This is a genomic window from Mycobacterium spongiae, assembly GCF_018278905.1.
Lineage (GTDB): Bacteria > Actinomycetota > Actinomycetes > Mycobacteriales > Mycobacteriaceae > Mycobacterium > Mycobacterium spongiae.
In genome coordinates this window covers 1,136,667-1,160,024 of record NZ_CP046600.1, presented here as the reverse complement: position 1 = coordinate 1,160,024, position 23,358 = coordinate 1,136,667, and the positions used below count along the sequence as shown (strand labels likewise).

Here is a 23,358-nt window from a genome sequence, read left to right as displayed (position 1 = left end):
ATTTCATGCTCGCGGGTCGGTCGCATCGACGCCTCGGCCTCGCCGAAGCATCGCTTTGATTCTGGCCGGATTCAGCGGCGCGCCTCTTCGGTCGCGGGCCATCGGGTAAAAGGCCAAGCCAATCAAGATCGACACGAAGTGACCGATCGCGCTGAAGTCCAGCTCGGTCTTGTCCATCGTGATCAGCGGAAAACCGAAGATGACGAACAACACCCCGAGATAACCCCAGCGCCACGGCTTCACAATGTGATAGGTCAGCACGGCCATCACGCCGACCAGGAAGTAGCTGACCCCGATATCGCGAGAGTGCAGCAGCCTCTCCGATGCTTCGCGATGGTGGATCGCCAGGTAGAGCATTCCTTCGCTGACATAGGTAGCGCCGATATGGGTGGTCAGTCCCACTGTGAGCCAACGCAAGTGACCAAGCCAGTGCTCAGCGGGCGCCAGAAATATGGTGAACAGCAGCAGATACGGTTCCAGGTTCTTTCCATCGATCCACAGCAAGCTGGAGAACAGCACTTCGAGCGGATCCGTTCCCAGCTCGTAGATGTTGGTGGAACGGTGCAGCAGCACCGTGTGCAACTTGCGCCCAGTCAGGTGGTTCTGGATGGCGGTCGTAACCATCAATGCGACCAGCCAGGTGTACGTCAAAGGCGCTCCAGTGATGAAGTGCCACACCGTCAGCGCCAATGACCGCAGTCGCGCCAACACCGATGCGTTCGCCACGGCGTCCACCCTATGCAGCGCGTCTACTCCACGGTGACCGACTTGGCCAGATTCCGCGGTTTGTCGACATCGTACCCGCGTGCTTGGGCTACCGCCGCGGCGAAGACCTGAAGCGGGATGGTCGACAACAGCGGCTGCAGTAGCGTTGACACCGCCGGGATTTCGATCAGGTGATCGGCGTAGGGGCGTACGGTGTCGTCGCCCTCCTCGGCGATCACGATGGTCACCGCGCCACGGGTCTGAATTTCGCGGATATTGGACAAGAGCTTTGCGTGTAATGTCGCTGCCCCCTTGGGTGAAGGCATGACCACGATGACGGGCAGGTCGTCTTCGATCAGTGCGATAGGGCCGTGTTTGAGCTCACCTGCCGCGAAACCCTCGGCGTGCATATAGGCCAATTCCTTGAGCTTCAGCGCGCCTTCCAGGGCCACCGGGTAGCCGACGTGGCGCCCGAGAAACAGCACGGCCGACGACTGCGCAAACCGATAGGCCAGATCGGCGACCGGTTCGATCGCCGCGATCACCCGGGCCACCCGGTCAGGCATCACTTCGAGCTCGTGGTACTCGCGCTCGACCTCGTCGGGGTATTTCGTTCCGCGGGCCTGAGCCAACGCCAGACCGAGGAGGTAGTTCGCGGCAATCTGGGCAAGGAAGGTTTTGGTCGAGGCCACGCCAATCTCCGGGCCGGCGCGTGTGTAGAGCACCGCGTCACACTCCCGCGGTATTTGGGATCCGTTGGTGTTGCAAATCGCCAGTACCTTGGCCTTCTGTTCCTTGGCGTGGCGGACCGCTTCCAGGGTGTCGGCGGTCTCGCCGGACTGCGAGATCGCCACCACCAAGGTGCTGCGGTCCAGAACCGGGTCCCGGTAGCGGAATTCGCTGGCGAGCTCGACCTCCACTGGCAGTCGCGTCCAGTGCTCGATCGCGTACTTGGCCAGCAGCCCGGAGTGATAGGCGGTGCCACAGGCGACCACGAATACCTTGTCGATCTCGCGCAGTTCCTGATCCGATAGCCGCTGCTCGTCGAGCACGATCCGGCCGTCCACGAAATGCCCGAGCAGGGTGTCGGCCACGGCGGTGGGTTGTTCGGCGATCTCTTTGAGCATGAAGTACTCGTAGCCGCCCTTTTCGGCAGCAGCCAGGTCCCAGTCGATATGAAACTCCCGGAAGTCCTTACCGGCTTGCAGCTCGTCGTTGCCGTCGAAATCGGTGATCCGGTAGCCGTCTGCGGTGATGACCACCGCCTGTCCTTGGCCGAGTTCGACCGCGTGGCGAGTGTGCGGGATGAATGCGGCCACATCGGAGCCCACGAATATCTCGCCATCGCCGATGCCGAGAACCAGCGGCGTCGAGCGGCGGGCGGCGACGATGGTGCCGGGTTCGTCGGCGTTGGCGAAGACCAGAGTGAAGTGGCCTTCCAGCCGACGCAACACGGCCAGGACTGAACCACTGAAATCGCCGGCAGTCTCGCCGTGGTGATAGGCCTGTGCCACCAGGTGCACCGCGACCTCGGTATCGGTATCGCTGGCGAACTCGACCCCGGCAGTCTCCAGTTCCCGGCGCAAGCTGGCGAAGTTCTCGATGATCCCGTTGTGGACGACGGCAATCTTTCCGGCAGCGTCACGGTGCGGATGCGCGTTGCGGTCCGTGGGCCGGCCATGGGTGGCCCAGCGGGTGTGGCCCAGCCCGGTAGTACCGCGCAGCGTCTCCGGCGGCATTTCCGCCACCGCCGCTTCCAGGTTGGCTAGCCGTCCGGCCCGACGGCGCACGGTGAGTCCGCCGGCACCGTCAACGAGTCCGATTCCCGACGAGTCGTAGCCGCGGTACTCCATCCGGCGCAGCGCGTCCAAGACGACCTCGCAGGCAGGGCGCGGCCCCACGTAGCCGACAATTCCGCACATAGCAGACCAGGGTAGTGCAGGTCGGAACCGCCCAGCACGGCCACACGGCCCAGAACAGCGGTTTCGATGCCCCTTAGCCGAGCACGACGGGCAGCCCCTCGAGGCGGTTGAACAGCGGGATTGGCACCAGGCGCAGATCCTCAGGGTCCACGGCGAGGCGCAGGTTGGGGAAGCGTTCGATCAGGTTGGCGATGGCGATTTTGGTTTCCATGCGGGCCAGCGACGCGCCAAGGCAGAAGTGGTTGCCTTTGCTGAAGGCAAGGTGGCTATTCGGCGTGCGGGCGATATCGAAGGTGTCGGGGTCGGGGAACTCGTCGGGGTCGCGGTTCGCCGAGGCCAACAGCGCCAGCACCAGCGCGCCGCGGGGGATGGTGACGTTGTGCAGGGTGAGGTCCTCGGCTGCATAGGTAGTGGGCTCAGTACTGCCGGCGGTGCCCGTGTACCGCAAGATTTCCTCGACCGCGGAGTCGATCAAGTCGGGTTGCTCTTTGAGTCGGCTGAGTTGATCGGGGTGAGTCAACAGGGCGGCGACCCCGTTGGTGATGAGGTTGTAGGTGGTCTCATACCCGGCAGCGACCAGCAAGAACACCATCGCGATGATCTCGTCTTCACTCAGTGTGTCGCCGTCCTCACAGGTGTGGATCAAGCCGGTGAGGATGTCCTCGCCGGGGTCGGCACGACGCAGCTCGATCAGCTCGCGCAGGTAGTCGATAAAGCCTTCCATCTTCAGCGCAGCCATCTCCAGGCCATAGGTGGCAATCCCGTCGACCATCACCTCGATGAAGCCACGGAAGCGGTACCGGTCGGTTTCGGGTACGCCGACCATCTCGTTGATCACGGTGGTTGGAACGGGCAAGGCATAGTCCTGTTGCAGGTCGATGCGCTGTCCGGATTCCATTCCGTCGAGTAGTTCGCGGGTGACCGTGTCGACCCGATCGGCGAGGCGGCCGATCGCCTTCGGGGTAAAAGGGCGGCTGACGAGCTTGCGCAGCCGCATGTGCTCGGGGTCGTCCTTGTAGATCATGGCGTGGTCGGTGAGCATGCGCAGAGCCGCGGGAAGCGGCAACGGTTCGGCGCCAGGAACGACACGTTGGATTCTGGGGTCGGTGACCACGGCGAGGCAGTCGCGGTAGCGCGAGACATAGTAAACGTCTTGGTCGCCGAGAAGTGTCATCCGGCCGCAGTAGACCGGGGCCTCGCGACGCATCCAGTCGTAGTAGAAGTGCTGGTCGGCCATGAACTCCGGGCTGCCGAGGGTAATGGGGTGAGCGATGGTGCGCTCGTCACTCGGGGCGCTCATGGGTGTTCCTTTCTCGGTGGGCCTCTCGAGCGCGCTCACGGTGGGTCTGCAGCCGAGTGACCCCGAAACTCATCCAGGGCGGTAGCCAGAACCGATTCCATGTAGGCCGTCAGATCCCGCATCTCGCGCAGCCTGCGTCCACGCTCCGGCGCAGACCCGCGTAGCGCGTGCAGTCCGGCGTCGGCCATGGCCTGCAGATCGGCCATGGTGCGGATGCGCTGGCGCTCACCGGCGGCGAACGCGTTCGGCCTCAGCCGGAAAAACGTGCGCCGGTCCCCCGCCACGGCGAGCCGCTCGATGAATCCGAACTGGCTCAACATTCGGGCGTTCGTACTGATCCCGCCACTGCTCGCACCGAGGGCCGCCGCCAGCTCTTCCGAGGACTGCCGCTCGGGTTCACACACCAGCAACCACCCCAGCAGCCGCCCAGCCAGCCGGGTCAGGCCATTGGCCTCGAAGTACCCGCCCATCTGCTCGACGAAGTCCATAATCTCGGCGTCGGACTCAGCAGCACACGTGCTCTCGTCGACACTCACAAGTTTCACTGTAGTCTGAAATTACATGCTTTTGTTGCTTTCACGGATGCCGCACCAGTAGCGGTGCCCAACGCCACGCTTGGACGTGCACCGCAGCGCAGTCGCATCATCCGCTAACGTCAACGGGTGGCCCGCATCCGCAAGCTCGTCGCCGCCCTGCAACGCCGTGGTCCGCACCGCGTTTTGCGCGGCGACCTGGCCTTTGCCGGCCTACCCGGCGTGGTGTATACCCCGGAAACCGGACTGAACCTGCCAGGCGTCGCGTTCGGTCACGACTGGCTCACCGGCGCCTCCGGCTACCAGGCTCTACTGGAGCATCTCGCGTCGTGGGGCATCGTGGCCGCCGCTCCCGACACCCAGCGCGGACTGGTGCCGTCAGTGCTCAACCTTGCCTATGACCTGGGGGTTGCCCTCGACATCGTCGCGGGCGTGCGCCTCGGGTCCGGCAATATCGGCGTGCATCCCGCAAAGCTCGGCCTACTCGGCCACGGCTTTGGCGGCTCGGCGGCCGTGTTCGCGGCCGCGGGTATGCCGGCCCGGACGTCGGCCGTGGCAGCGATCTTCCCCACAGTGACCAATCCGCCGGCGGAACAGCCAGCAGCCACCCTGAAGGTCCCGGGGTTGATCCTGAGCGCGCCGGGAGATCCCACGACGCTGAATTCCAACGCCCTGGGACTTTCTCAGGCGTGGGACACCGCCACGCTCCGTATCGTCAGCAAAGCCGAGGCTCGCGGGCTGGTCGAGGGCAGGCGACTGTCCAAGGCGATCGGGTTAGCCGGATCGCATCGCGGTACCCAGCGCACAGTGCGGGCTTTGCTGACCGGGTATCTACTCGCCACCCTTGCCGGCGACAAAACCTACCGCGACTTCGCCGATCCTGATGTGGCGCTGCCCAAGACGGATCCGGTCGATCTCGAGGCGCCACCGGTCACCCCGGAAGAGAAGATCGTCGCACTACTGAAGTAGCTCCGGACAACTTTTCTCGAGCTGCGCTTTTTCTCGAGCTGCGGTCCTTCGGAACTGCTATTGCCCTGCGTTCGGAAGTTCATCGGCGGCGATCTCACACGGGGTTGATGCTTCTGCCGGTGGGTGCGGCGGCGCCGCCGGTGCGGGGGAGACCGGCGGCGCGCCAGCTGGGGGCGGTTCGACAACCGGTGGCGTCGCGGCTTCCCCAACGACGCCGACGGCCTGCTCGCCGAGTTGTGGTTCCTCGGCGTTCGCCCGACCGTCTTCCCGATCGGGTTCCTCGCTCCGCTCGGGCTCTCCCGGATCGTCGGCGTGCGCTGACTCGTCGGCGGCATCCGACCCGTCCAGGGTGCCCACGGGATCGTCGGCCGCTAGCGGATCGGTGAGCTGGCCAGCCGCCGAACCCAGCAGGTCTCCCATCGCGGCGACGATCCGGCTGGCAAGCCCCGCAAGTCCGCCGACAGCATCGATGCCGCCAGCATTCCCAAAGCCGCTCGCGCTGCCGGCACCGGTCGGGATCGCAGAGTCCACGGCGAACGCGGGACCGGAATCCGGGGGCGCCGGGGGCGCGGGGGGAACGCCGTCTGACCGCTGCGCGGGAAGGACGGCGGCGGGTGCGGTCACCACCCCTGTAGTGGGCCCTGTAGTGGGCCCTGTAGTGGGCCCTGTCGTGGGCTCGGCCGGCAGGGGCAAGTCCGGGGATTCGCGGTCAAACCAGAGATCGCCCGGAATCTCGAAGTCTGCTCGCGGCGCGCTTGCCAGCCGGTCGGTGACCGTGTCGTAGGACGCGGCCGCCCGGGTCAGCGTCGAACGCATCGCTGTCAGCCAGTCAACGCGAATATCGTTGTCTACGTACGGCTTAATGTGATGGCGAACCAGTTCGTCGGCTTCGGTTGCGTCCGTTGCGCCGGTGGTGACCGCGGCCGCGGCGGCTAACCACGCCGGTCGCTGTGCCAGCGTGCGATCGTCGATGGCGATCGCCGCCGCCACTTTCGCGTCGACCAGATGCCATAGGTCGTCGCGCAGCGATCGGCAGTGCAGCGCGGCGGCGCGGACTTCAACGGCCAGGGCGTTTCCGGCTTCGCAATGACGGTGCACGAAGCCAACCGCACAGTCGCCGCCCCGCCCCGTCCATGCCGCCGCCAGCGCGGCAGCCTGGCCGCGCTGTATCCGGGAAGCTTCGGTGATCGCGATGGCCGCAGCCTCCAGGTGGACGCAGTCACGGTCCAGCGCGCGCAGGTCCAGTCCCTCTTCACTGTCGTACCAGTCGCGGATCTGGGCAGGGCGCGAGGTCAGGTCGGGATGTTCGTAGCCGACCGCTCGGCAAGCCTGCACGTAGCGTTGGGTGTGTTCGACGGCGGGCCGGCCCTCTTCCAGGCGCCCGGCGACGTCTAGCCAGTCAGCCACGGTCACGCGATACGGGTCGCGGCGTCCAGGTCGGCATCGGCATAGCGGTTTGCCGCAGCCCGCAAGGCGGCAGCGATCTCGGCCGCGGCCCGTGACCACCGCGACAACTCAGCCACCAGCCGGTCGAGCGCGGCGCGCAGCGCCTCGGCGCGCGCGACGTGGGCCTCACCGGCGCAGGCCCCGCCGAAAACCAGCCCCGCCAGGTGGTTCGCGACGGCGTCGTCGATCACGTCGGCGGCGGCGACCATACGGTCGGCCACCGCGTACACCGCCGTGACATCAACGCCTACACATCTACCGCTGTTTGCGCAATCGGGTCCCACGTAATACTCCGACGCCACGCAACGTCACGGGGTTCCACCGGCACCGTCGGCACAGCCGCGGGGGTCAGCGTGCAGCGCTCACCGCGTCGGCAACACTGACGGCCAACCGCTTCGCGATAGCCTCATCGGCCGCCTCCACCATCACCCGAATCATGGGCTCAGTTCCGGAGGGGCGCAACAAGATCCGACCGGTGTCACCCAATTCGGCCGCCGCTAGGTCGACCGCCGCCTGGACCGAGGGGGCCGCGGCGGCAGTCGCCTTGTCAGCGACCTCGACGTTGATCAGCACCTGCGGCAACGATTGCATCGCCGACGCCAACGCGGCCAGCGGTGAGCCGGTCTGCACCATCCGAGTCATCAATCGCAGGCCGGTGACGATGCCGTCGCCGGTGGAGCCCAAAGCCGGCATGACGATATGGCCCGATTGCTCGCCGCCAAGGCTGTAGTCACCGGCACGCAATTCCTCCAAGACGTAGCGGTCACCCACACCCGTTGTGCGGACCGTGACACCGGCCGAACGCATGGCCAGGTGCAGCCCTAGGTTGCTCATCACGGTGGCGACCAGCGTCTCGGAGGCCAGCTCGCCGGCTTCGGCCATCGCCAGCGCCAGGACCACCATGATGGCGTCGCCGTCGACAAGGTCACCGCCAGCATCGATCGCCAGGCACCGGTCGGCATCGCCGTCGTGCGCCAGACCCAGGTCGGCGCCGTGGGCAATAACCGCGGCCCGCAGCGAGTCCAGATGCGTCGATCCACAAGCGTCATTGATGTTCAGGCCGTTCGGATCGGCATTGATCGCGATGACCCGCGCACCGGCCGCCTGGTAAGCGCGGGGCGCCGCCGACGACGCGGCGCCATGGGCACAGTCAACGACCACCGTCAACCCATCGAGCGGCTGTGTCGCCGCCTTACCGATATGGCGCAAGTACCGTTCCGCTGCATCCTCGGCGTCGACGACCCGGCCAATTCCGGCGCCAACCGGGCGCGACCCGGGGCCGGCCGCAACGAGCCGCTCGATCTGATCCTCGGTGTCGTCGTCCAGTTTGCGGCCGCCGGGCCCGAAGATCTTGATCCCATTGTCCGCCATCGGATTGTGCGACGCCGAGATCATCACCCCGAAATCGGCATCATAGGCACCGGTCAGGTAGGCCACCGCGGGCGTGGGGAGCACCCCGACCCGCAACGCATCGACGCCCTCACTCGTCAGGCCCGCGATCACGGCGGCCTCCAGCATTTCGCCGCTGGCCCGCGGATCACGACCAATCACGGCAATCCGCCGGCCAGGCGCGGCCGAACTTGCCAGGCGCCGCGCCGCCGCGGCTCCCAGCGTCAGGGCCAACTCGGCGGTCAACTCGTGATTGGCGACCCCGCGCACACCATCGGTGCCGAATAGTCGACCCATGAGGACAAACCTCTCACAATTGACGGTCGTGCACCTAGAGTGCACCTTCATAGCTTGATCGCATCTGACCGCAACCGCGCGTGATCCCGCGCCGACACGCCGACAACGACGCGTAATGGTGCCCAGGACGATGCACGGTCGCGGCCAGAAAGTGATCGCTGATCAGCGTTTGCTGTACTGCGGCGCCTTCCGGGCCTTCTTCAGGCCGTACTTCTTGCGCTCCGTGGCACGCGGATCCCGGGTGAGGAAGCCCGCCTTCTTCAGCGCGGGCCGGTCCTGCGGCGAGGCAAGGATCAACGCTCGCGCGATGCCCAAACGCAATGCACCTGCCTGACCCGACGGGCCGCCGCCGCTGAGGAGGGCAAAGATGTCGAAGCTTTCCACCCGCTCCACAGTGACGAGCGGAGCCTTGATGAGCTGCTGGTGGACCTTGTTGGGGAAGTAGTCCTCCAGGCTGCGGCCGTTGAGGTCGAACTTGCCGGTGCCGGGCACCAGCCGCACCCGGACCACGGCTTCCTTGCGCCGGCCAACGGTCTGGATGGGCCTTTCGAGAACGAGTGATTCGCTCTGGGCGGCCTGGCTCTCCAGCGACGCGCCTGGGTCTGCTGGGGTTTCTGGGGCTTCGGTGGTTTCGGTTCCGGTCATTGCGCCACCTGCTTGATCTCGTAGGGAACCGGCTGCTGGGCGGTGTGTGGATGCTCCGGGCCCGCGTAGACGCGAAGCTTGCGCTGGATCTGCCGGCTGAGCTTGTTCTTGGGCAGCATGCCCACGATCGCTTTCTCCACCACGCGGTCCGGGTGGTCTTGCATCAGCTCGCCAATCGTGCGTTTGTGCAGGCCACCGGGATAACCGGAGTGGCGATACGCCATCTTCTTCTGCAATTTGTCGCCGCTGACGGCGACCTTGTCGGCGTTGATGACGATGACGAAGTCACCACCATCGACGTTGGGAGCGAACGTCGGCTTGTGCTTGCCCCGCAGCAGGTTGGCTGCTGCGACGGCAAGGCGGCCAAGCACGACGTCCGTAGCGTCGATGACGTACCACGACCTCGTGGTGTCACCCGCCTTGGGCGCGTATGTAGGCACAGCGCTTACCACTCTTTCTCTGCGGGCCTGTTTGTCAGGCTGTGGATCCCGGTGCGACCCGGGCGCCGGTCAGGCGTTAAGGGTGGGGTTGTTCTCAGCGACCGACATTGACCCGAGCCCCGGCGTACCCGCACGCCAACCCCAGCAGCTTACCGATGGGCATCCGCGCAGGTCAAAATGCCCCGGCGTTGGCCCAACCGACTGCCACCACCGATGTGGATGACTGTGTGGTCCCGACGGCTCTCCTCCGTCGGGACCCACACAGAGTCCAGATGCTCGTCGCTATCGCGTCCAGATGCCGGCGGCTCGCCGGTCCGCGCTCTCGACGTCGGCGGCCCCGTCGCGGACGGCGTTTCCCAGATCGAGCAAGATCTCGTTGAGCGCGTGCGCTGCCTGATGCCACTTGAGTTGCTCGACCTGATATGCGGCTGCCGCCTCTCGGGTCCAGAGCTGGTGCAGCGGCGCGATCTGCGACCTCAGTTCGTCCAGTGCAGCGTTGAAACGCGACCAGGTGCTATGGATTTCCTGGCGAACGCAGTATTCGATCTCGCCAAAGTTGTAGGAGACAGCGGGGTCCATGGATCATCGCCCCCGATCACAGATCTCCGCCGGCCACGGCAATGCTGTGGGCATGGGATTGGCTGGCTTCGCGCAATGCGCCCTCGTTGTGTCGAATCGTTTCGGCGATCGTGTGCAGGACGCGGTAGAGCCTCGCCGACTCGGCGTCCCAGCGTTCGAGGACATCCTTGAAACGCGCGGCCGCGAGCCCACCCCACACTGACCGCGGCACGCTGCTCATACGGCCGATGAACGACTGCAGCATCACCCGGATCTCCTCGTTGCGTGCGTCGGTCGTGCTCGCGACCGAACGCATCAAGTCAAAGTCGGCGCTCAGCGTGTTCGATCCGCTCACCTGTCCCCCTCCCCTAGACCTGTTACCAGGTATGACCACCGCCAACCTCAGTTGGTTCCAACTGATCGGCCGGCTCATACCCGCGCTAACCAACGGCGTGAGCGGATCGCACGGCCTGCTCACATACGGCGCGAACTGCGTGCTGCGCCCCGGGCCTGCTCTGGCACCCGATGCTGATGCGGACCGAGCCGTCGACCAACACGGTCCACCGGACGTGATGCGCGGCACGGACTTCGCGGTAGGTCACCGCGGTTCGGCCCGCGCTGCTGCCCGAGGGGTTGAAGTCGACGAACACGCCCGCCGGTTCGGCATCGATTGCCCGTTTCAACCGCTCCGCCGCGCCAGCCAGTGTCTCGCCGGCGACGAGCGATTGCGTGACGTGCAACGCCACCTCGGGATCTGATGGCGATGTGACCTGGACCCGGGCCGAACCCGGACCGGCGAGTATCCGCTGGGTGAGCCAGTCGTCGGGAATGGCTACTGCGACCCGGCCTTCCACCAAGAACGTCGCCGGCGTCTCGGCGGACGGAGCCCGGCGCCAGATCACCGCGACCGCGCACGGCACCGCCACGGCCACCACCGTCAGGACAGCAGCGGCAGCCGGACGCATACGCGTGCGGTATCTCCGACCAATGACAGTGCTGGCGCCGGGCTCGGGCGCCGAGCGTGGCTTGGCTACGTTCGAGTGCATCGCCCGGGCCAGCCGCGCCAGCCACGCGTCGTCGACGATCGTCACCTGCTGCCCGATGCCCGAGGCCCGCACTTCGTCGGCAATCGATTCAGCGAAATCCGGCGCCCCGGCAACACCGCTGGCCACATCGATCAGCACCTGCGCGGGGGTCCCGGGTTGCCCTGTGGCGCTCATGCTGGTGATCACACCCGCAACCTCGTGGGCCGTAGGCCCGGATCGCATCCGGCGTGGTACGGCGACCACCTCAGCACCGGTGACCACCACCAACCGTTCGGTGATCTCCACCACCACAGTCGTTTTCGCCGACGACGCCCGCACCAGCAACCGCACGCGCGATATCGCGGCAACATCTATCGTTCCCGCGCGCGCCGCTGCGCTGACCACACCCACGCGCGACGCCGGCCACCACGAGGGATGCACAACGACCACGGGTTGGCCCCGATCGCACGCCAGCGACCGCAGCACGGCCGACCACAGGGAATCAACGGCCACCGGCTGGTCATCCACCACCGCCACCGCGTCGTCAATAGCGCCGAGCGCGGCGATGGCGACTTCGGCACCAGCGGCCACTGTGGTGCCGCAACATAATCGGCGGATCGTCGCTGGACCCGCCTCGATCACCACCCGGTGCGCGTTCAAGGCAGCTTCATCGTGGGGCACTCCAGGCGACCTGGATAGCCTGCTCGTCGTCGGTGCGGGTGACGAGGACCGCGCGGCCCGGCGGCAGCGGCATCGGACGGCAGGAACCCAAGAGAACACCGTCGTCGGGGCGTCCGCTCATCATCAGCCCCATGCAGCCAAGGTCACGCAAACTAGCCACCAGCGGCTCGAACAAGCCACGCGCGGCGCCCCCGCTGCGTCGGGCCACGATCAGGTGCAGACCGAGATCTTGTGCGTGTGGCACGTATTCGAGCAGAGCAAGCAGCGGATTGCCGGCCGAAGTGGCCACCAGATCGTAGTCGTCGACCACCAGATAGATGTCTGGGCCAGACCACCCGGACCGGGCTTGCAGCTGCGGCTGGTTCACCTCGGCTGTGGGCATCCGCATATTCAGCTGATCGAGCAGGCCCGGCAGCAACACATCCACCGCCGCCGACGAGATTGCGTAGCCGCCCAGGTGTTCCGATTCGACGACGCCAAGTAGCGTTCGCCGGAAGTCGATGATGAACAGTCGGGCCTCCGCGACGCAGTTGGTCCGGACGATCTCGGCGCACAGCGTGCGCAACGCGGCGGTCTTTCCGCACTCGTTGTCCCCGACGATGAGCAGATGCGGCTGGCGTTTGAAATCGACCGTGACCGGCTGCAGCCGACTCTCCCCGATACCGAGCAGAATCCGCCTACCGAGTTCAGTTCCAACGCGGTCGATCAGGGTTGCGTAGTCGACCCGCTCTGGCAGCAGCGGGATCGGGGGCGCGACGGAGTCGCCGGGGCGGCGCCGCGGGTCGACACCGTCCAGCCTCGGCAGAGCGATCAGCATCTGCTTGCCATCGCGGCTCAGTCCCCGACCGGGAGCGTCGCACGGTACCTGTCGCGCCCGCTTGCGGTCCAGTTCGGAATCCGCGGGATCCCCCAGCCGCAACTCGATCCGGGTGCCCAGCTGATCCTTCAGCGACGGCCCGATGTCCGCCCAGCGAGAAGCCGACAGTACGACATGGACACCGAACGAGAGTCCCTGACCCGCGAGAGCGGTAATCGATTCAGCAGCCGCCTCGAACTCCTGACGCAGGCTTGTCCAGCCGTCGATGACCAGAAACACGTCGCCGAACGGTTCGCCGTATGACCCAGGACACCCATGGGCTCGGTCGCGGCGATAGGTCACCACAGAGTCGATACCGTGTTCGCGGAAGAAGCTCTCCCTGGACCGCACGATGGATTCGCATTCGGCAACCATGCGGCAGACGAGTTGCCGATCGGCCCGATTGGCAACGGCACCCACATGGGGCAGGCCGCGCACCGAACTCAGCCCTCCGCCGCCGAAATCCAGACAGTAGAACTGTGCGTGATGGGGACCGTGGGTGCCCGCCAGCGCCATGATGAGGGTGCACAGTGCCGTGGACTTACCAGCTTGTGGTGCGCCAACGACTGCGACATTGCCGGCGGCTCCGGACACGTCGACGGTCAGTGGCGTTCGGGACTGCTCGAACGGGCGGTCGACGACTCCGATCGGTACGGCCCATTCACCTCGCGCCGGGTCAGCGTCCTGCAGCAAGGATTCTAGTGTGGGTGGCGCTCCCAGCGGCGGCAACCAGACCTGGTGCGCGGCTGGTCCGTGGCCGGAGAGCCTTTCTAGCACCATATGCAGAACGGTGAGCAAGCCTGCCCCGTCCGACTCGACCAGTTCGCGGTTCGTGATCGAACCCACGACGCTCGTGGCGAAAGGCCGCACCGACGCCGTGAGCGGAGGGTGACTCGCGGTGTCTCCCGCCAGCCGAAGCGGCTCGGAAACGAGTGCAGTGTGAAAACGCGTCAACTCGTCGGTCGGCGACCGCAGGTACCCTGCACCGGGCGTGTTCGGTAGTTCGTAGGCGTCGTGAGTTCCGACAACGGTCCGGGACTCGCTGGCCGACAGCGTCTTCAAACCGATGCGATAGGACAGGTGGGCTTCCAGTCCACGCAGCCGACCATCGTCGAGACGTTGACTTGCCAGCAATAGGTGCATGCCCAGCGACCGGCCAAGCCGGCCGATCGCGACGAACATGTCCGCGAAATCGGGATGCTGACTTAGCAGTTCGGAGAACTCGTCGACGACGATGAATAGCGTCGGCAGCGCGGCCAACGCAGCTCCGGCCCGGCGTGCCCGATCGTATGCCGCCAGGCTGACGAAGTTGCCGGCCGACCGAAGTAGTTGTTGCCGACGATTGATCTCACCAGCCAGGGCGTCTCTCATCCGGGCAACCAGCGGCGCTTCATCCGAGAGATTGGTAATGACGGCGGAAACGTGTGGAGCCGAAACGAAGTCGAGAAACGTTGCACCGCCTTTGAAGTCGACCAACAGCAGGTTGAGTACTTCGGGAGAGTTGCGTGCCATCATGCCCAGCGCCACCGTGCGCAGCAGCTCCGATTTGCCCGATCCGGTGGCTCCAACGCAAAGCCCATGCGGTCCGATGCCCCCCTGGGCGGGCTCCTTGATGTTCAGCTCCACCGGCTCGCCATCGAGCCTGGTGCCAATCGGAACCCGGAGGTGGTCCTGGTTTTTCTCGTCCTGCCACAGGGTTTTTGGGTCGAAGGCGGCGAAGTCGTCGATGCCGATCAGCTGCGCCCAGCCTTGGCGGACAACAGACCGCGAGTCCCAGCCTCCGTCGCCGACCCGATATGGCGCGAGCCGGCGAGCGCAGGTCAACGCGGCCGCGGAATCCAGGTGGTCCGGGCGGACCAAAGTTTCCCGTTCGCCGCGATACCGCAGCAGCGCGGGCATGCCGTCACCGCCGGCGCCGACCTCCAGGGTGGTCGCGTGCGACAATCCAACGTCGACAGGCTGATCCGAGTCGACGATCACCACGAGGTGAGGCAGCGCCGCTCCAGCAAGCGCCGACCGCGCCTCCTGCGGGTTGGGATACACCATTCGTGCCGGACCAGCGCCGTCGGTGACCCTCGGATGCTGATTGTGCGGTAGCCATTTCAGCCAGTCCCAGTGAACCCGATTCCGATCACTGACTACCCCGGAGATGAGCAGCTCGTCCGGTGGGTGCGATACAGCTAGTCCGCAGATCATCGCGCGAAGCAGTCCGCGCACCCGTTCGACCTCGCCGTCAATGGTGATCGGACCGGCTTGCAATCGGATCGTGATGGGCACGTCCGCAATCGTCGAGTGCGCCCGGAGGAACCGGCGAAGCGCATCAACGGTCACCGGATCCGAACGCTGTATCGGTGGCGCGGGCGGGGTCACCAAACGGGTGGTCAGTGGCCGGAGCCCAACACCGACACGGACACTGCAGAATTCGTGATCGGCCGAACCTCGCTCCCACATCCTGGGGCCACCGATCATCGTCCATAGCGCACCGGGATCCGGGTGCTGCCGGTACACGGAGACACGCTGCGATTCTGCGGCTTCCGCCACGGTCTGCCTCAGGACTCTCAAGTATGCGAAATAGTCGGCGCGATCGGTATCGACACCGACGGCCCGCCGCCGGCTACGGCCGCTGGCGGCCGTAGCGAACAAAGAGCCCAGCATCATGATGGGGAACGCCAGGATGGTCGGGTGTCGCGTCGTGGGCGTGCGCGACACCAGGGCCACCACCATGACAGCCAGCGCTGCGACAGACATGATGGCCGGCACCAGGCGAACCAGCTGGTCGCCCGATGTCGGTCGCGGGACTTCGGGTGGCGCCTCAACGACGATTTCGGCCGGCACAGTCCGACGACGTTAAGCAGCAGCGAAATTCACCGCAACTCGCCTGTGGATAGCCGGGAGCCACACAGCAAGAAACTGGCTACCGTGCCGATGACCCGCATGCAAAGGAGTCGAAATTGTCTATAGACGATCTGGGGCTGCGCCGCGTCTCGATTCATGCGGGCGCGGCCGTCGTCGACCTGTCGCTGCCGGCCGGGGTACCGGTCGCCAGCCTGATCCCGTCGATCGTCGACAGCTTCGGTAGCAGCGCCGATCTGGAACCGGCACCTTACAACCTGACCTGCCCAAGCGGTACCGCCCTCGACACCTCGACGACGTTAGCGCAAAACGGAATCCGTGACGGCGCGGTTCTGGTGCTGAGCCATGACCGCCCAGAGCCACCCACGGTCCGCTACGACGACGTCGCGGAGGCGGTGGCGGAAACGCTCAGAGCCAATGTCGCGCCACGCTGCGGGTACGCGACTCGACTCACGGGCGCGCTGGCGGCCAACGGCGTCGCCATCGTCGGTGCTCTGGCGTTGATTCGAAACACACTGAACACCAACGTCACCCGCTACGGCGGAGCAACGGTAGCGACGGCAGCAGCGTCCAGCCTGGTCGCGCTGCTCCTGGCGGTGATCGCGCACCGAACATATCGAGACCCGATCGCCGGGCTCACATTGAGTGTCCTGGCCACCTCGTTCGCCGCGGTCGCCGGCCTCCTGGCGGTTCCCGGTGGACCAGGTGTCCCCAACGTGCTGCTGGCCGCCATGAGTGCAGCCGTCGCATCGGTGCTCGCACTACGCGCGACGGGCTGTGGTGTCGTCACATTGACGGCCACCGCGTGCGCCGCCCTGGTGATCGCGGTGGCTACGCTGTCCGCGGCAATCACCTCAATCCGATGGCCGGTCGTAGGTTCGCTGACCGCGGTGGTTTCCCTCGGCCTGCTAGAAGCATCTCCTCGGATGGCAATCGTGCTGGCGGGGCTGTCACCCCACCGTGCGCCAGCACCTGGCCACTTCGACGCCGATCCGGCGCCGGCTACAACCGCGCTGGCCACCAGGGCGATCCGCGCCGATCAGTGGTTGACCAGCTTGCTCGCCGCTTTTTCGTCGTCAGCGGCTATCGCCGCGACGAGCGCCGCCGCGGCAACCCGGGGCACCGACGCGCAGCGTCTTGGCGGCGTGCTATTGGTCGCCCTCACAGGCGTGCTGCTCCTGTTGCGCGCCCGCCGCGACGTCGACCCGACAAAAGCGCTGATGTTCACCCTCGGTGGAATCATCACTGGTACAACAGCATTAGCCCTTACCGCGACCGCACTGCCCGAGCACGGCCCGTGGATCGTCGCGGCGACTGCCATGCTCGCCGCTGCCGCAGCGTATCTGAGCCTTGTCGCTCCTACCAGGTCGCTGTCACCCGTCATACGGCGCCGTCTAGAGCAATTGGAATGTCTGGCGCTGATCGCGATGGCGCCGCTGACTTGCTGGATCTGCGACATCTTCAGCACCGTTCGCGGCCTTGATCTGGCATGAACGCGGCGACCTCGGGCGTGACACGGGTGCTCGCGGTTGCCGCGCTGACAGCAGCGAGCCAGCTTGGAGCGGCGCCGGCACTGGCGATTTCGCCACCCCCAATCGACGACACCTGGCTGCCCGCGCCGGCGCCTCCCGCGCCCCCACAACCCACCGTGCAACGCGAGGTTTGCGCAGTCGTGACGACGAAACCCGGACGGGCCGCGGAGGCCAGCGCAGCACCCACGCAACTCGCCGATCTCGACCTGCCACGAGTCTGGCAACTCAGCCGAGGTGCGGGCCAGCGGGTCGCGGTGATCGACACCGGCGTCGCTCGACACCGGAGGTTGCCGAAGCTGGTGGCCGGAGGCGACTACGTTTCCGCCGGCGACGGCACTCAGGACTGTGACGCACACGGCACGCTGGTGGCTGGAATTATCGGAGCCACCAGCGATTCCACGCTAGACAAGTTCAGCGGCGTCGCGCCGGAAGCGACCGTCATCAGCATCCGTCAGTCCAGTGCCAAGTTCAGGCCAGGCAACGACCCAACCGGCGGCGGCGTTGGCGATGTCGACACCATGGCACAGGCCGTCCGGACGGCCGCCGACCTCGGTGCATCGGTGATCAACATTTCATCGGTCGCATGCGTGTCACCCGCGGCCGCCCTCGACGACCGCGCGCTGGGCGCTGCACTCGCCTATGCCGTCGACACTCGGAACGCGGTTGTCGTGGCGGCGGCCGGTAACACCGGCGGAGCTTCGCAGTGTCCACCCCAGCGGTCCGATACGACCCAAGGCAGCGTGTCGGTCGCCGTCAGCCCGGCCTGGTACGACGACTATGTGCTGACCGTCGGCTCGGTCAATGCCGCCGGCGAGCCGTCGGCGTTCACCCTCGCCGGACCCTGGGTGGATGTCGCGGCCACGGGCGAGTCAGTGACGTCGCTCAACCCGATCGGTGACGGAATCATGACCAGCATCGATGCATCCCATGACGCGGCACCGCTATCGGGCACCAGCTATGCCGCGCCCGTGGTGAGTGGGCTAGCCGCCCTGATCCGTGCACGTTTCCCCACGATGCCCGCGCGCCAAGTGATGGACCGAATCAAGGCGACCGCCCATCATCCGCCCGCAGGATGGAATCCGCTCGTCGGCAACGGCACCGTGGACGCGATGGCGGCGGTCAGCACGGCGACAGACCCACAGTCCGGCATTGCAGTCCCTGACCCGCAGCCCTCCCGAGTCCCGCGGCCCTCGCGAATACACAAGCCGACCGACCAACGCCCCACGCCCGGCCCGCCAGCTCCCGGTGCCCGGAATATCGCCATCGGTGGCGCAGCAGCGTGCGTCGTCGTGCTGGTGGCGGCACTAGCGACGAGTACCGCCACCCGCGTGCTACGGCGGTCCAACCGCGACAGCGTCGCGCGCGAGTAAAGCCTGCGCCCTGCTCAGCTCCGGCCCGGCCGGCAGCGTCGCAAGTATCGGCCATGGCGCCGCGATCGCCGCCGACGGTAGACCCAGCGCGCGTCCCGCATCGCCGTCGTGGATACCGAACCGCACCCCGGTGTCGGTGACGAGGTAGCGCGTGCCGACTCGGGAGCTATCGCCCGAAAGACCGCGCGCAGCAACGTACGCACTACGTCCCGGCGGAAGGTATACCGCGTCCAGCGCGGGGCCGCGGCCGTCGGCTTGTGCCAGGGTCACCGGCACCTGCCCTGGCGGCACCGGCGGAGCGCTGCCGGTCAAGAAATCGACCTCAGCGTCGCCCGACGCCGCGACAGACCACGTTACGCACACGGTGGTCGGCGCTTCTGTCCACGGGCCATGCACCGGCGCGGGAGCGGAATCCGGAAAGGTGGATACGGGCAGCGTGTTCACGATCTGGGCGGCACCTATCAGCTCGGGAGCCACCGAGATCACATTGCTGGTGCCCCGGGTAGCCGCGAACCGGAGCACATCCGCGGCGAACTGGCCGATTCGCTGTACCCCGTCGCGCAACACCACGTAGTACTCATCACCGTCACCGCGGCCGACGCGCACCACGCTGCCGACCGGAAACCCAGGTAGCCCAGACCTCACCCGGCCGCCGCTGCGGATGCGCGGAACCGCGATCGGCGGTACCTCCGGAACTGCGGTGAGCAGAGATTGCGCGACGATCTGTGGGGCTCGGCCCTCCAGTCGCAGTGCACGTGCAATTGCGGGATCGGCGAGATCCACAACGGCCCGCCGCCCACCGTAAAGCAGATAGACGGGCGAGGAGAAACTGCTCGCAACCAGAATGCTCGTCCCGGCAGCCAATCGCTGGATCGGCGCCCGATCGGCGAGTCCCACGATGACCGTCGTCGACCCGTCGCCGTGACTATCGCAGATCGTCCACGCGGACTCATCGCCGGACAACGGACGGGACACGAGCTGGGGGGCACCCGGAATACCCAACATTGGGCCGCGTTTCGTGCGGCCCAATGCGGATTCGCGCACCCGTCGCGGGCTCCCAGCACTCGGCGCGATAAGCCGCGCGGAGGCCAGGTTGAGCACCGGGTGCCAGGTGTCACCCACTCGTACGTACAGCGCTCCGGATTCTCGACCCATCACAATCTGGGCATCGCCGAGCGCGGCCTGTGGTCGCAGCACGGCAACGAAGCCGTACCCCACGACGGCAACAGCCGCCAGCAAGCATCCGACCGCCAACGATGCTGTCCGGGCGCGAAGAGGCGCACCGAGCGCTGGGATGTCGCGATACTGCAGCGCAGACTCGATACGGCGCACGAGGAATCGGTAGCCGCTGACGTGCAGCCAAGTGCTTGTTGGTCCCGGCAATTTCTCCCCACGATTCCCCGGAGGTACCTCACGTCGTTGCGGCATACGGTAGGGCAATAGTGTCCTGCGAGTCGTCCGGTCTGTGCTGTTCATCCACAGGCCGATAGATCTCCCGAGGTTGCCGATAGAATTCCGACGTGGACAAGCACAGCTGGCGCCGCGCCGCTGCCACCTTGGCCGCCGCAGCCGCTTTGGTGGCCGCGCCCAGCACCCTTCGAGCCACCGCCCCCGTCGCCACGGCCAACGACTGCCCGGAAGCCGAAGTGATCTTCGCTCGCGGCACCAGTGAGCCGCCCGGCATCGGCCGGGTCGGACAGGCTTTCGTGGACTCGCTGCGCCAACAGGCGGACATGAACATCGGGGTCTACCCGGTGAACTACCCGGCCAGCCGTCTGCAGCTGCACGGAGGCGACGGCGCCAACGACGTGATTGACCACGTGAAATTCATGGCCTCGTCGTGCCCGAGTACCAAGCTGGTTCTGGGCGGCTACTCCCAGGGCGCCCACGTGATCGACATCGTCAGTGGCGTTCGGATTGCCGGCATCCCCTGGGGCAGTGCGCTACCCGCCCAATATGCCGACAACATCGCAGCGGTCGCCGTTTTCGGCAATGTGGCCCGTCGCACTGGCGGACCGCTGACGAACCAGAGTTCGTTGTTGGGTTCCAAGGCCATCGACTTGTGCAATCCCACAGACCCGATCTGTCACGCGGGCCCGGGCAACGCGTTGAGCGGGCACACCGACGGCTACATCCCCGAGTACACCAACCAGGCTGCGACCTTCGTCGCCTCCAGGCTCTAGTGGCCGGGGAAATGCCCAGATCCATCGTCCTTGGTTCACCGAAACATCGGCCACATGCCCCTAAAATCGGGACTCATGAGGCTCATCCCGGTCGCCGCAACAGCCGCAATCGTGTTGGCCCCTTCGTTGACTGTCTCGGCGCCGACGGCGCATGGAGCGTCGTGCCCGGACGCCGAGGTGATCTTTGCCCGTGGAACCGACGAGCCGCCCGGTCTCGGACGGGTGGGCACCGCGTTGGTCGCCTCCCTCCGCGAGCAGACCGGCAAGAACATCGGCGCGTATGGCGTGGACTATCCCGCGGACGAGGACTTTCTCGCCGCCACCGCAGGCGCGAATGACGCCAGCGACCATGTTCAGGAAATGGCGGCCGCGTGTCCCGAGACACGACTGGTGCTCGGCGGGTACTCGCAGGGTGCGGCGGTGATCGATATCGTCACGGCGGCGCCAGTTCCCGGTCTGGGTTTCCGAGATCCTTTGCCGGCCCGAGCGGCACAGCACGTTGTCGCGGTCACGCTTTTCGGAAATCCCTCTGGCCGCGCGGGCAGGTTGATGACGGTTCTGAGCCCACATTTCGCGGGCAAGATCCTCAACCTGTGCCACCCCGGGGACCCGATCTGCTCCAACGGCGACCAGTGGAAAGCGCACACCAGCTACGTCCCCGGAATGACCACTCAAGCAGCCAGTTTCGTCGCTGTCAGGATCTAGCCCGACTCGCCACGGTTCACCAGAAATCACCGATCTTGTGAGACCGCTGGACAACGTCTGCGACATCGCTGTACCCGCGGCCTTCGGGTGGCATGCCCTCAAAGCCAGGGTTACAGTCACGCTGAACGGTAGCGACGTTCCACCAACGCGTTGACGTGGAGTTAACTTTCACATTCTCCACAAAGGCAGGCGCACGGCACGCCATGGAGATTCTGATTGCCGTCGACCGATGACATTGCTCAGGAGGGTTGATGCTGGGTAGCGACACGGAGGCAATACGTTCAGCCCCAACTGATTTGGAGGGGCCGGTCGCGGCCACCAGAGAAACGCTCGAGGACTACACACTTCGGTTCGCGCCACGCAGCTACCGACGATGGTCCCCGGCGGTCGTGGGAATCTCGGCCCTCGGTGGAATCGCCTATCTGGCCGACTTCGCGATCGGCGCCAATGTAGGCATCGCGTGGGGAACTGCCAACGCACTCTGGGGAATTGGGCTATTTGCGACAGTGGTCTTCATCACAGGCCTTCCGCTGGCCTACTATGCGGCGCGGTACAACATCGATCTGGATCTGATCACCCGGGGCAGCGGATTCGGCTACTACGGGTCAGTGGTCACCAACGTCATCTTCGCCACGTTCACATTCATCTTCTTCGCGCTGGAGGGCTCGATCATGGCTCAGGGCCTCAACCTGGGCCTCCATGTCCCGCTGTGGCTGGGCTACGCCTGCTCGACTCTGGTGGTCTTTCCGCTGGTGATGTACGGCATGAAAGTGTTGTCCCAGCTTCAGCTTTGGACCACCCCACTGTGGTTGTTGCTGATGGTGGCCCCGTTCGGCTACCTCGTGATCAACCATCCGTACTCGGTCGGGCAATTCTTCGCCTACGCCGGCAAGAGCGGAGACGGCGGTGTCCACCTCGGCTCAGTACTGCTGGCGGCAGGCGTGTGCTTGGCCCTTATCGCTCAAATTGCCGAACAAATCGACTACCTACGTTTCATGCCACCGCGCACGCCGGAGAATTCGCGCAGATGGTGGACCTGGATGTTGTTCGCCGGTCCCGGCTGGGTTGTGTTCGGCGCCACCAAGCAGATCATCGGGCTGTTCCTGGCCGTATATCTGATTTCCAATGTCGCTGGGGGCGCTGCGATCGCGAACCTGCCGGTGCATCAGTTCATGCAGGTATACCGCAACTTCATGCCGGCGTGGTTGGCGCTGACACTTGCGGTGGTTCTGGTCGTGCTCAGCCAGATCAAGATCAACGTGACGAATGCGTATTCGGGTTCGCTGGCGTGGACCAATTCGTTCACCCGCGTCACCAAACACTACCCCGGGCGTGTCGTGTTCCTGGGTGTCAATCTCACAATCGCCTTGATTCTGATGGAAGCCAATATGTTTGACTTCCTCAACACGATCCTCGGATTCTACGCCAATTGCGGTATGGCATGGGTCGTGACGGTGGCCTCCGATATCGTGTTCAACAAGTACCTCCTCGGTCTCTCGCCGAAGAAGCCCGAATTCCGCCGCGGAATGTTGTATGCCGTCAACCCGGTCGGCTTCGGGTCGATGTCGTTGGCAGCGGGGCTGTCGATCCTCGCGTTCTTCGGCGGCCTGGGCGAGGCGCTGCGGCCCTACTCACCGTTGGTGGCAATCGCCGTCGCGCTCGTCATGCCACCACTTCTCGCGATCGCCACCAAGGGCAAGTACTACTTGCGACGCACGCACGACGGCATCGATCTACCCATGTACGACGCGCACGGCAACCCCTCGGCCGACCAGCTGAACTGCCATGTTTGCTTTGAGGATTTTGAGCGCCCCGACATGGCGGCTTGCCAGAGCCATGACGCACACGTCTGTTCCCTGTGCCTGTCCACCGACAAGCGATCCGAGCACGTTCTCGCAGCCCACGACTAGCTCGTCGGCATCGTAGCGGCAGCCCGTCTCGAATCTCTC

General features: G+C 65.7%; 19 protein-coding genes and 1 pseudogene. 6 read left to right on the top strand and 14 right to left on the bottom strand.

Features of this window, described 5'->3' with window-relative positions:
• Positions 1-3: 3 nt before the first annotated feature.
• The 4 genes from F6B93_RS04740 to F6B93_RS04725 form a co-directional block, all read right to left on the bottom strand.
• Complete coding sequence (locus F6B93_RS04740; protein ID WP_211698059.1) at positions 4-726, bottom strand: rhomboid-like protein; 723 nt, start codon at positions 724-726, stop codon at positions 4-6.
• Positions 727-749: 23 nt separating this feature from the next.
• Positions 750-2,627, bottom strand: a complete 1,878-nt coding sequence (gene glmS, locus F6B93_RS04735) for a glutamine--fructose-6-phosphate transaminase (isomerizing) (RefSeq protein ID WP_211698058.1) — start codon at positions 2,625-2,627, stop codon at positions 750-752.
• A gap of 73 nt (positions 2,628-2,700) precedes the next feature.
• A complete protein-coding gene (locus F6B93_RS04730) occupies positions 2,701-3,966 on the bottom strand; it encodes a cytochrome P450 family protein (RefSeq protein WP_211698057.1) in 1,266 nt (421 codons plus the stop codon).
• The gene (locus tag F6B93_RS04725; RefSeq protein ID WP_425518493.1) at positions 3,963-4,472 is read right to left on the bottom strand and encodes a GbsR/MarR family transcriptional regulator; all 510 of its coding nucleotides are present in this window, start codon (positions 4,470-4,472) and stop codon (positions 3,963-3,965) included. Before F6B93_RS04725 ends, F6B93_RS04730 begins: the two co-directional genes overlap by 4 nt.
• 117 nt (positions 4,473-4,589) lie before the next feature.
• On the opposite strand from F6B93_RS04725, the gene F6B93_RS04720 reads away from it, so the two are divergent.
• On the top strand, positions 4,590-5,429 hold the full coding sequence (locus tag F6B93_RS04720) for a dienelactone hydrolase family protein (protein WP_211698056.1): 840 nt from the start codon (positions 4,590-4,592) through the stop codon (positions 5,427-5,429).
• A 57-nt stretch (positions 5,430-5,486) separates the two neighbouring features.
• On the opposite strand, the gene F6B93_RS04715 is transcribed toward F6B93_RS04720, so the two are convergent.
• The 9 genes from F6B93_RS04715 to eccCa all read right to left on the bottom strand — a co-directional run bounded on the left by F6B93_RS04715 (position 5,487) and on the right by eccCa (position 15,601).
• Positions 5,487-6,836 (bottom strand): hypothetical protein, encoded by a 1,350-nt coding sequence (locus F6B93_RS04715; protein WP_211699272.1) that lies wholly within the window; start codon positions 6,834-6,836, stop codon positions 5,487-5,489.
• A gap of 2 nt (positions 6,837-6,838) precedes the next feature.
• Positions 6,839-7,159 (bottom strand): type VII secretion target, encoded by a 321-nt coding sequence (locus tag F6B93_RS04710; RefSeq protein ID WP_211698055.1) that lies wholly within the window; start codon positions 7,157-7,159, stop codon positions 6,839-6,841.
• Positions 7,160-7,223: 64 nt separating this feature from the next.
• Positions 7,224-8,561, bottom strand: coding sequence for a phosphoglucosamine mutase (gene glmM, locus F6B93_RS04705; RefSeq protein WP_211698054.1), 1,338 nt, complete (start codon positions 8,559-8,561; stop codon positions 7,224-7,226).
• Positions 8,562-8,723: 162 nt separating this feature from the next.
• Positions 8,724-9,206, bottom strand: coding sequence for a 30S ribosomal protein S9 (gene rpsI / locus F6B93_RS04700; RefSeq protein ID WP_211698053.1), 483 nt, complete (start codon positions 9,204-9,206; stop codon positions 8,724-8,726).
• A complete protein-coding gene (gene rplM, locus F6B93_RS04695) occupies positions 9,203-9,646 on the bottom strand; it encodes a 50S ribosomal protein L13 (RefSeq protein ID WP_211698052.1) in 444 nt (147 codons plus the stop codon). Before rplM ends, rpsI begins: the two co-directional genes overlap by 4 nt.
• Positions 9,647-9,928: 282 nt before the next feature.
• Positions 9,929-10,225, bottom strand: a complete 297-nt coding sequence (locus tag F6B93_RS04690; RefSeq protein ID WP_211698051.1) for a WXG100 family type VII secretion target — start codon at positions 10,223-10,225, stop codon at positions 9,929-9,931.
• A 16-nt stretch (positions 10,226-10,241) separates the two neighbouring features.
• Positions 10,242-10,559, bottom strand: a complete 318-nt coding sequence (locus tag F6B93_RS04685) for a WXG100 family type VII secretion target (RefSeq protein ID WP_211698050.1) — start codon at positions 10,557-10,559, stop codon at positions 10,242-10,244.
• 85 nt (positions 10,560-10,644) lie between these two features.
• A complete protein-coding gene (locus tag F6B93_RS04680) occupies positions 10,645-11,889 on the bottom strand; it encodes a type VII secretion-associated protein (RefSeq protein WP_211699271.1) in 1,245 nt (414 codons plus the stop codon).
• A gap of 7 nt (positions 11,890-11,896) precedes the next feature.
• Positions 11,897-15,601, bottom strand: coding sequence for a type VII secretion protein EccCa (gene eccCa, locus F6B93_RS04675; RefSeq protein ID WP_211698049.1), 3,705 nt, complete (start codon positions 15,599-15,601; stop codon positions 11,897-11,899).
• A gap of 116 nt (positions 15,602-15,717) precedes the next feature.
• Here eccCa and eccD point away from each other — a divergent pair, with 116 nt between their 5' ends.
• Both eccD and mycP read left to right on the top strand, forming a co-directional pair.
• Positions 15,718-17,112, top strand: a complete 1,395-nt coding sequence (gene eccD, locus F6B93_RS04670; protein WP_211698043.1) for a type VII secretion integral membrane protein EccD — start codon at positions 15,718-15,720, stop codon at positions 17,110-17,112.
• Positions 17,109-18,521 (top strand): type VII secretion-associated serine protease mycosin, encoded by a 1,413-nt coding sequence (gene mycP / locus F6B93_RS04665; protein WP_211698036.1) that lies wholly within the window; start codon positions 17,109-17,111, stop codon positions 18,519-18,521. The genes eccD and mycP overlap by 4 nt, the downstream gene beginning before the upstream one ends.
• On the opposite strand, the gene eccB is transcribed toward mycP, so the two are convergent.
• Positions 18,483-19,949, bottom strand: a complete 1,467-nt coding sequence (gene eccB, locus F6B93_RS04660) for a type VII secretion protein EccB (RefSeq protein WP_211699270.1) — start codon at positions 19,947-19,949, stop codon at positions 18,483-18,485. The two genes, mycP and eccB, sit on opposite strands and share 39 nt — an antisense overlap.
• A 128-nt stretch (positions 19,950-20,077) precedes the next feature.
• Between eccB and F6B93_RS04655 the strand changes: the two are divergent.
• The 3 genes and pseudogenes from F6B93_RS04655 to F6B93_RS04645 form a co-directional block, all read left to right on the top strand.
• Positions 20,078-20,701 (top strand): annotated as a pseudogene (locus tag F6B93_RS04655) (cutinase family protein); the annotation flags it as partial.
• A gap of 78 nt (positions 20,702-20,779) precedes the next feature.
• Positions 20,780-21,409 (top strand): cutinase family protein, encoded by a 630-nt coding sequence (locus F6B93_RS04650; RefSeq protein ID WP_281426134.1) that lies wholly within the window; start codon positions 20,780-20,782, stop codon positions 21,407-21,409.
• A gap of 251 nt (positions 21,410-21,660) precedes the next feature.
• Complete coding sequence (locus F6B93_RS04645; protein ID WP_211698029.1) at positions 21,661-23,319, top strand: purine-cytosine permease family protein; 1,659 nt, start codon at positions 21,661-21,663, stop codon at positions 23,317-23,319.
• Positions 23,320-23,358 lie beyond the last annotated feature (39 nt).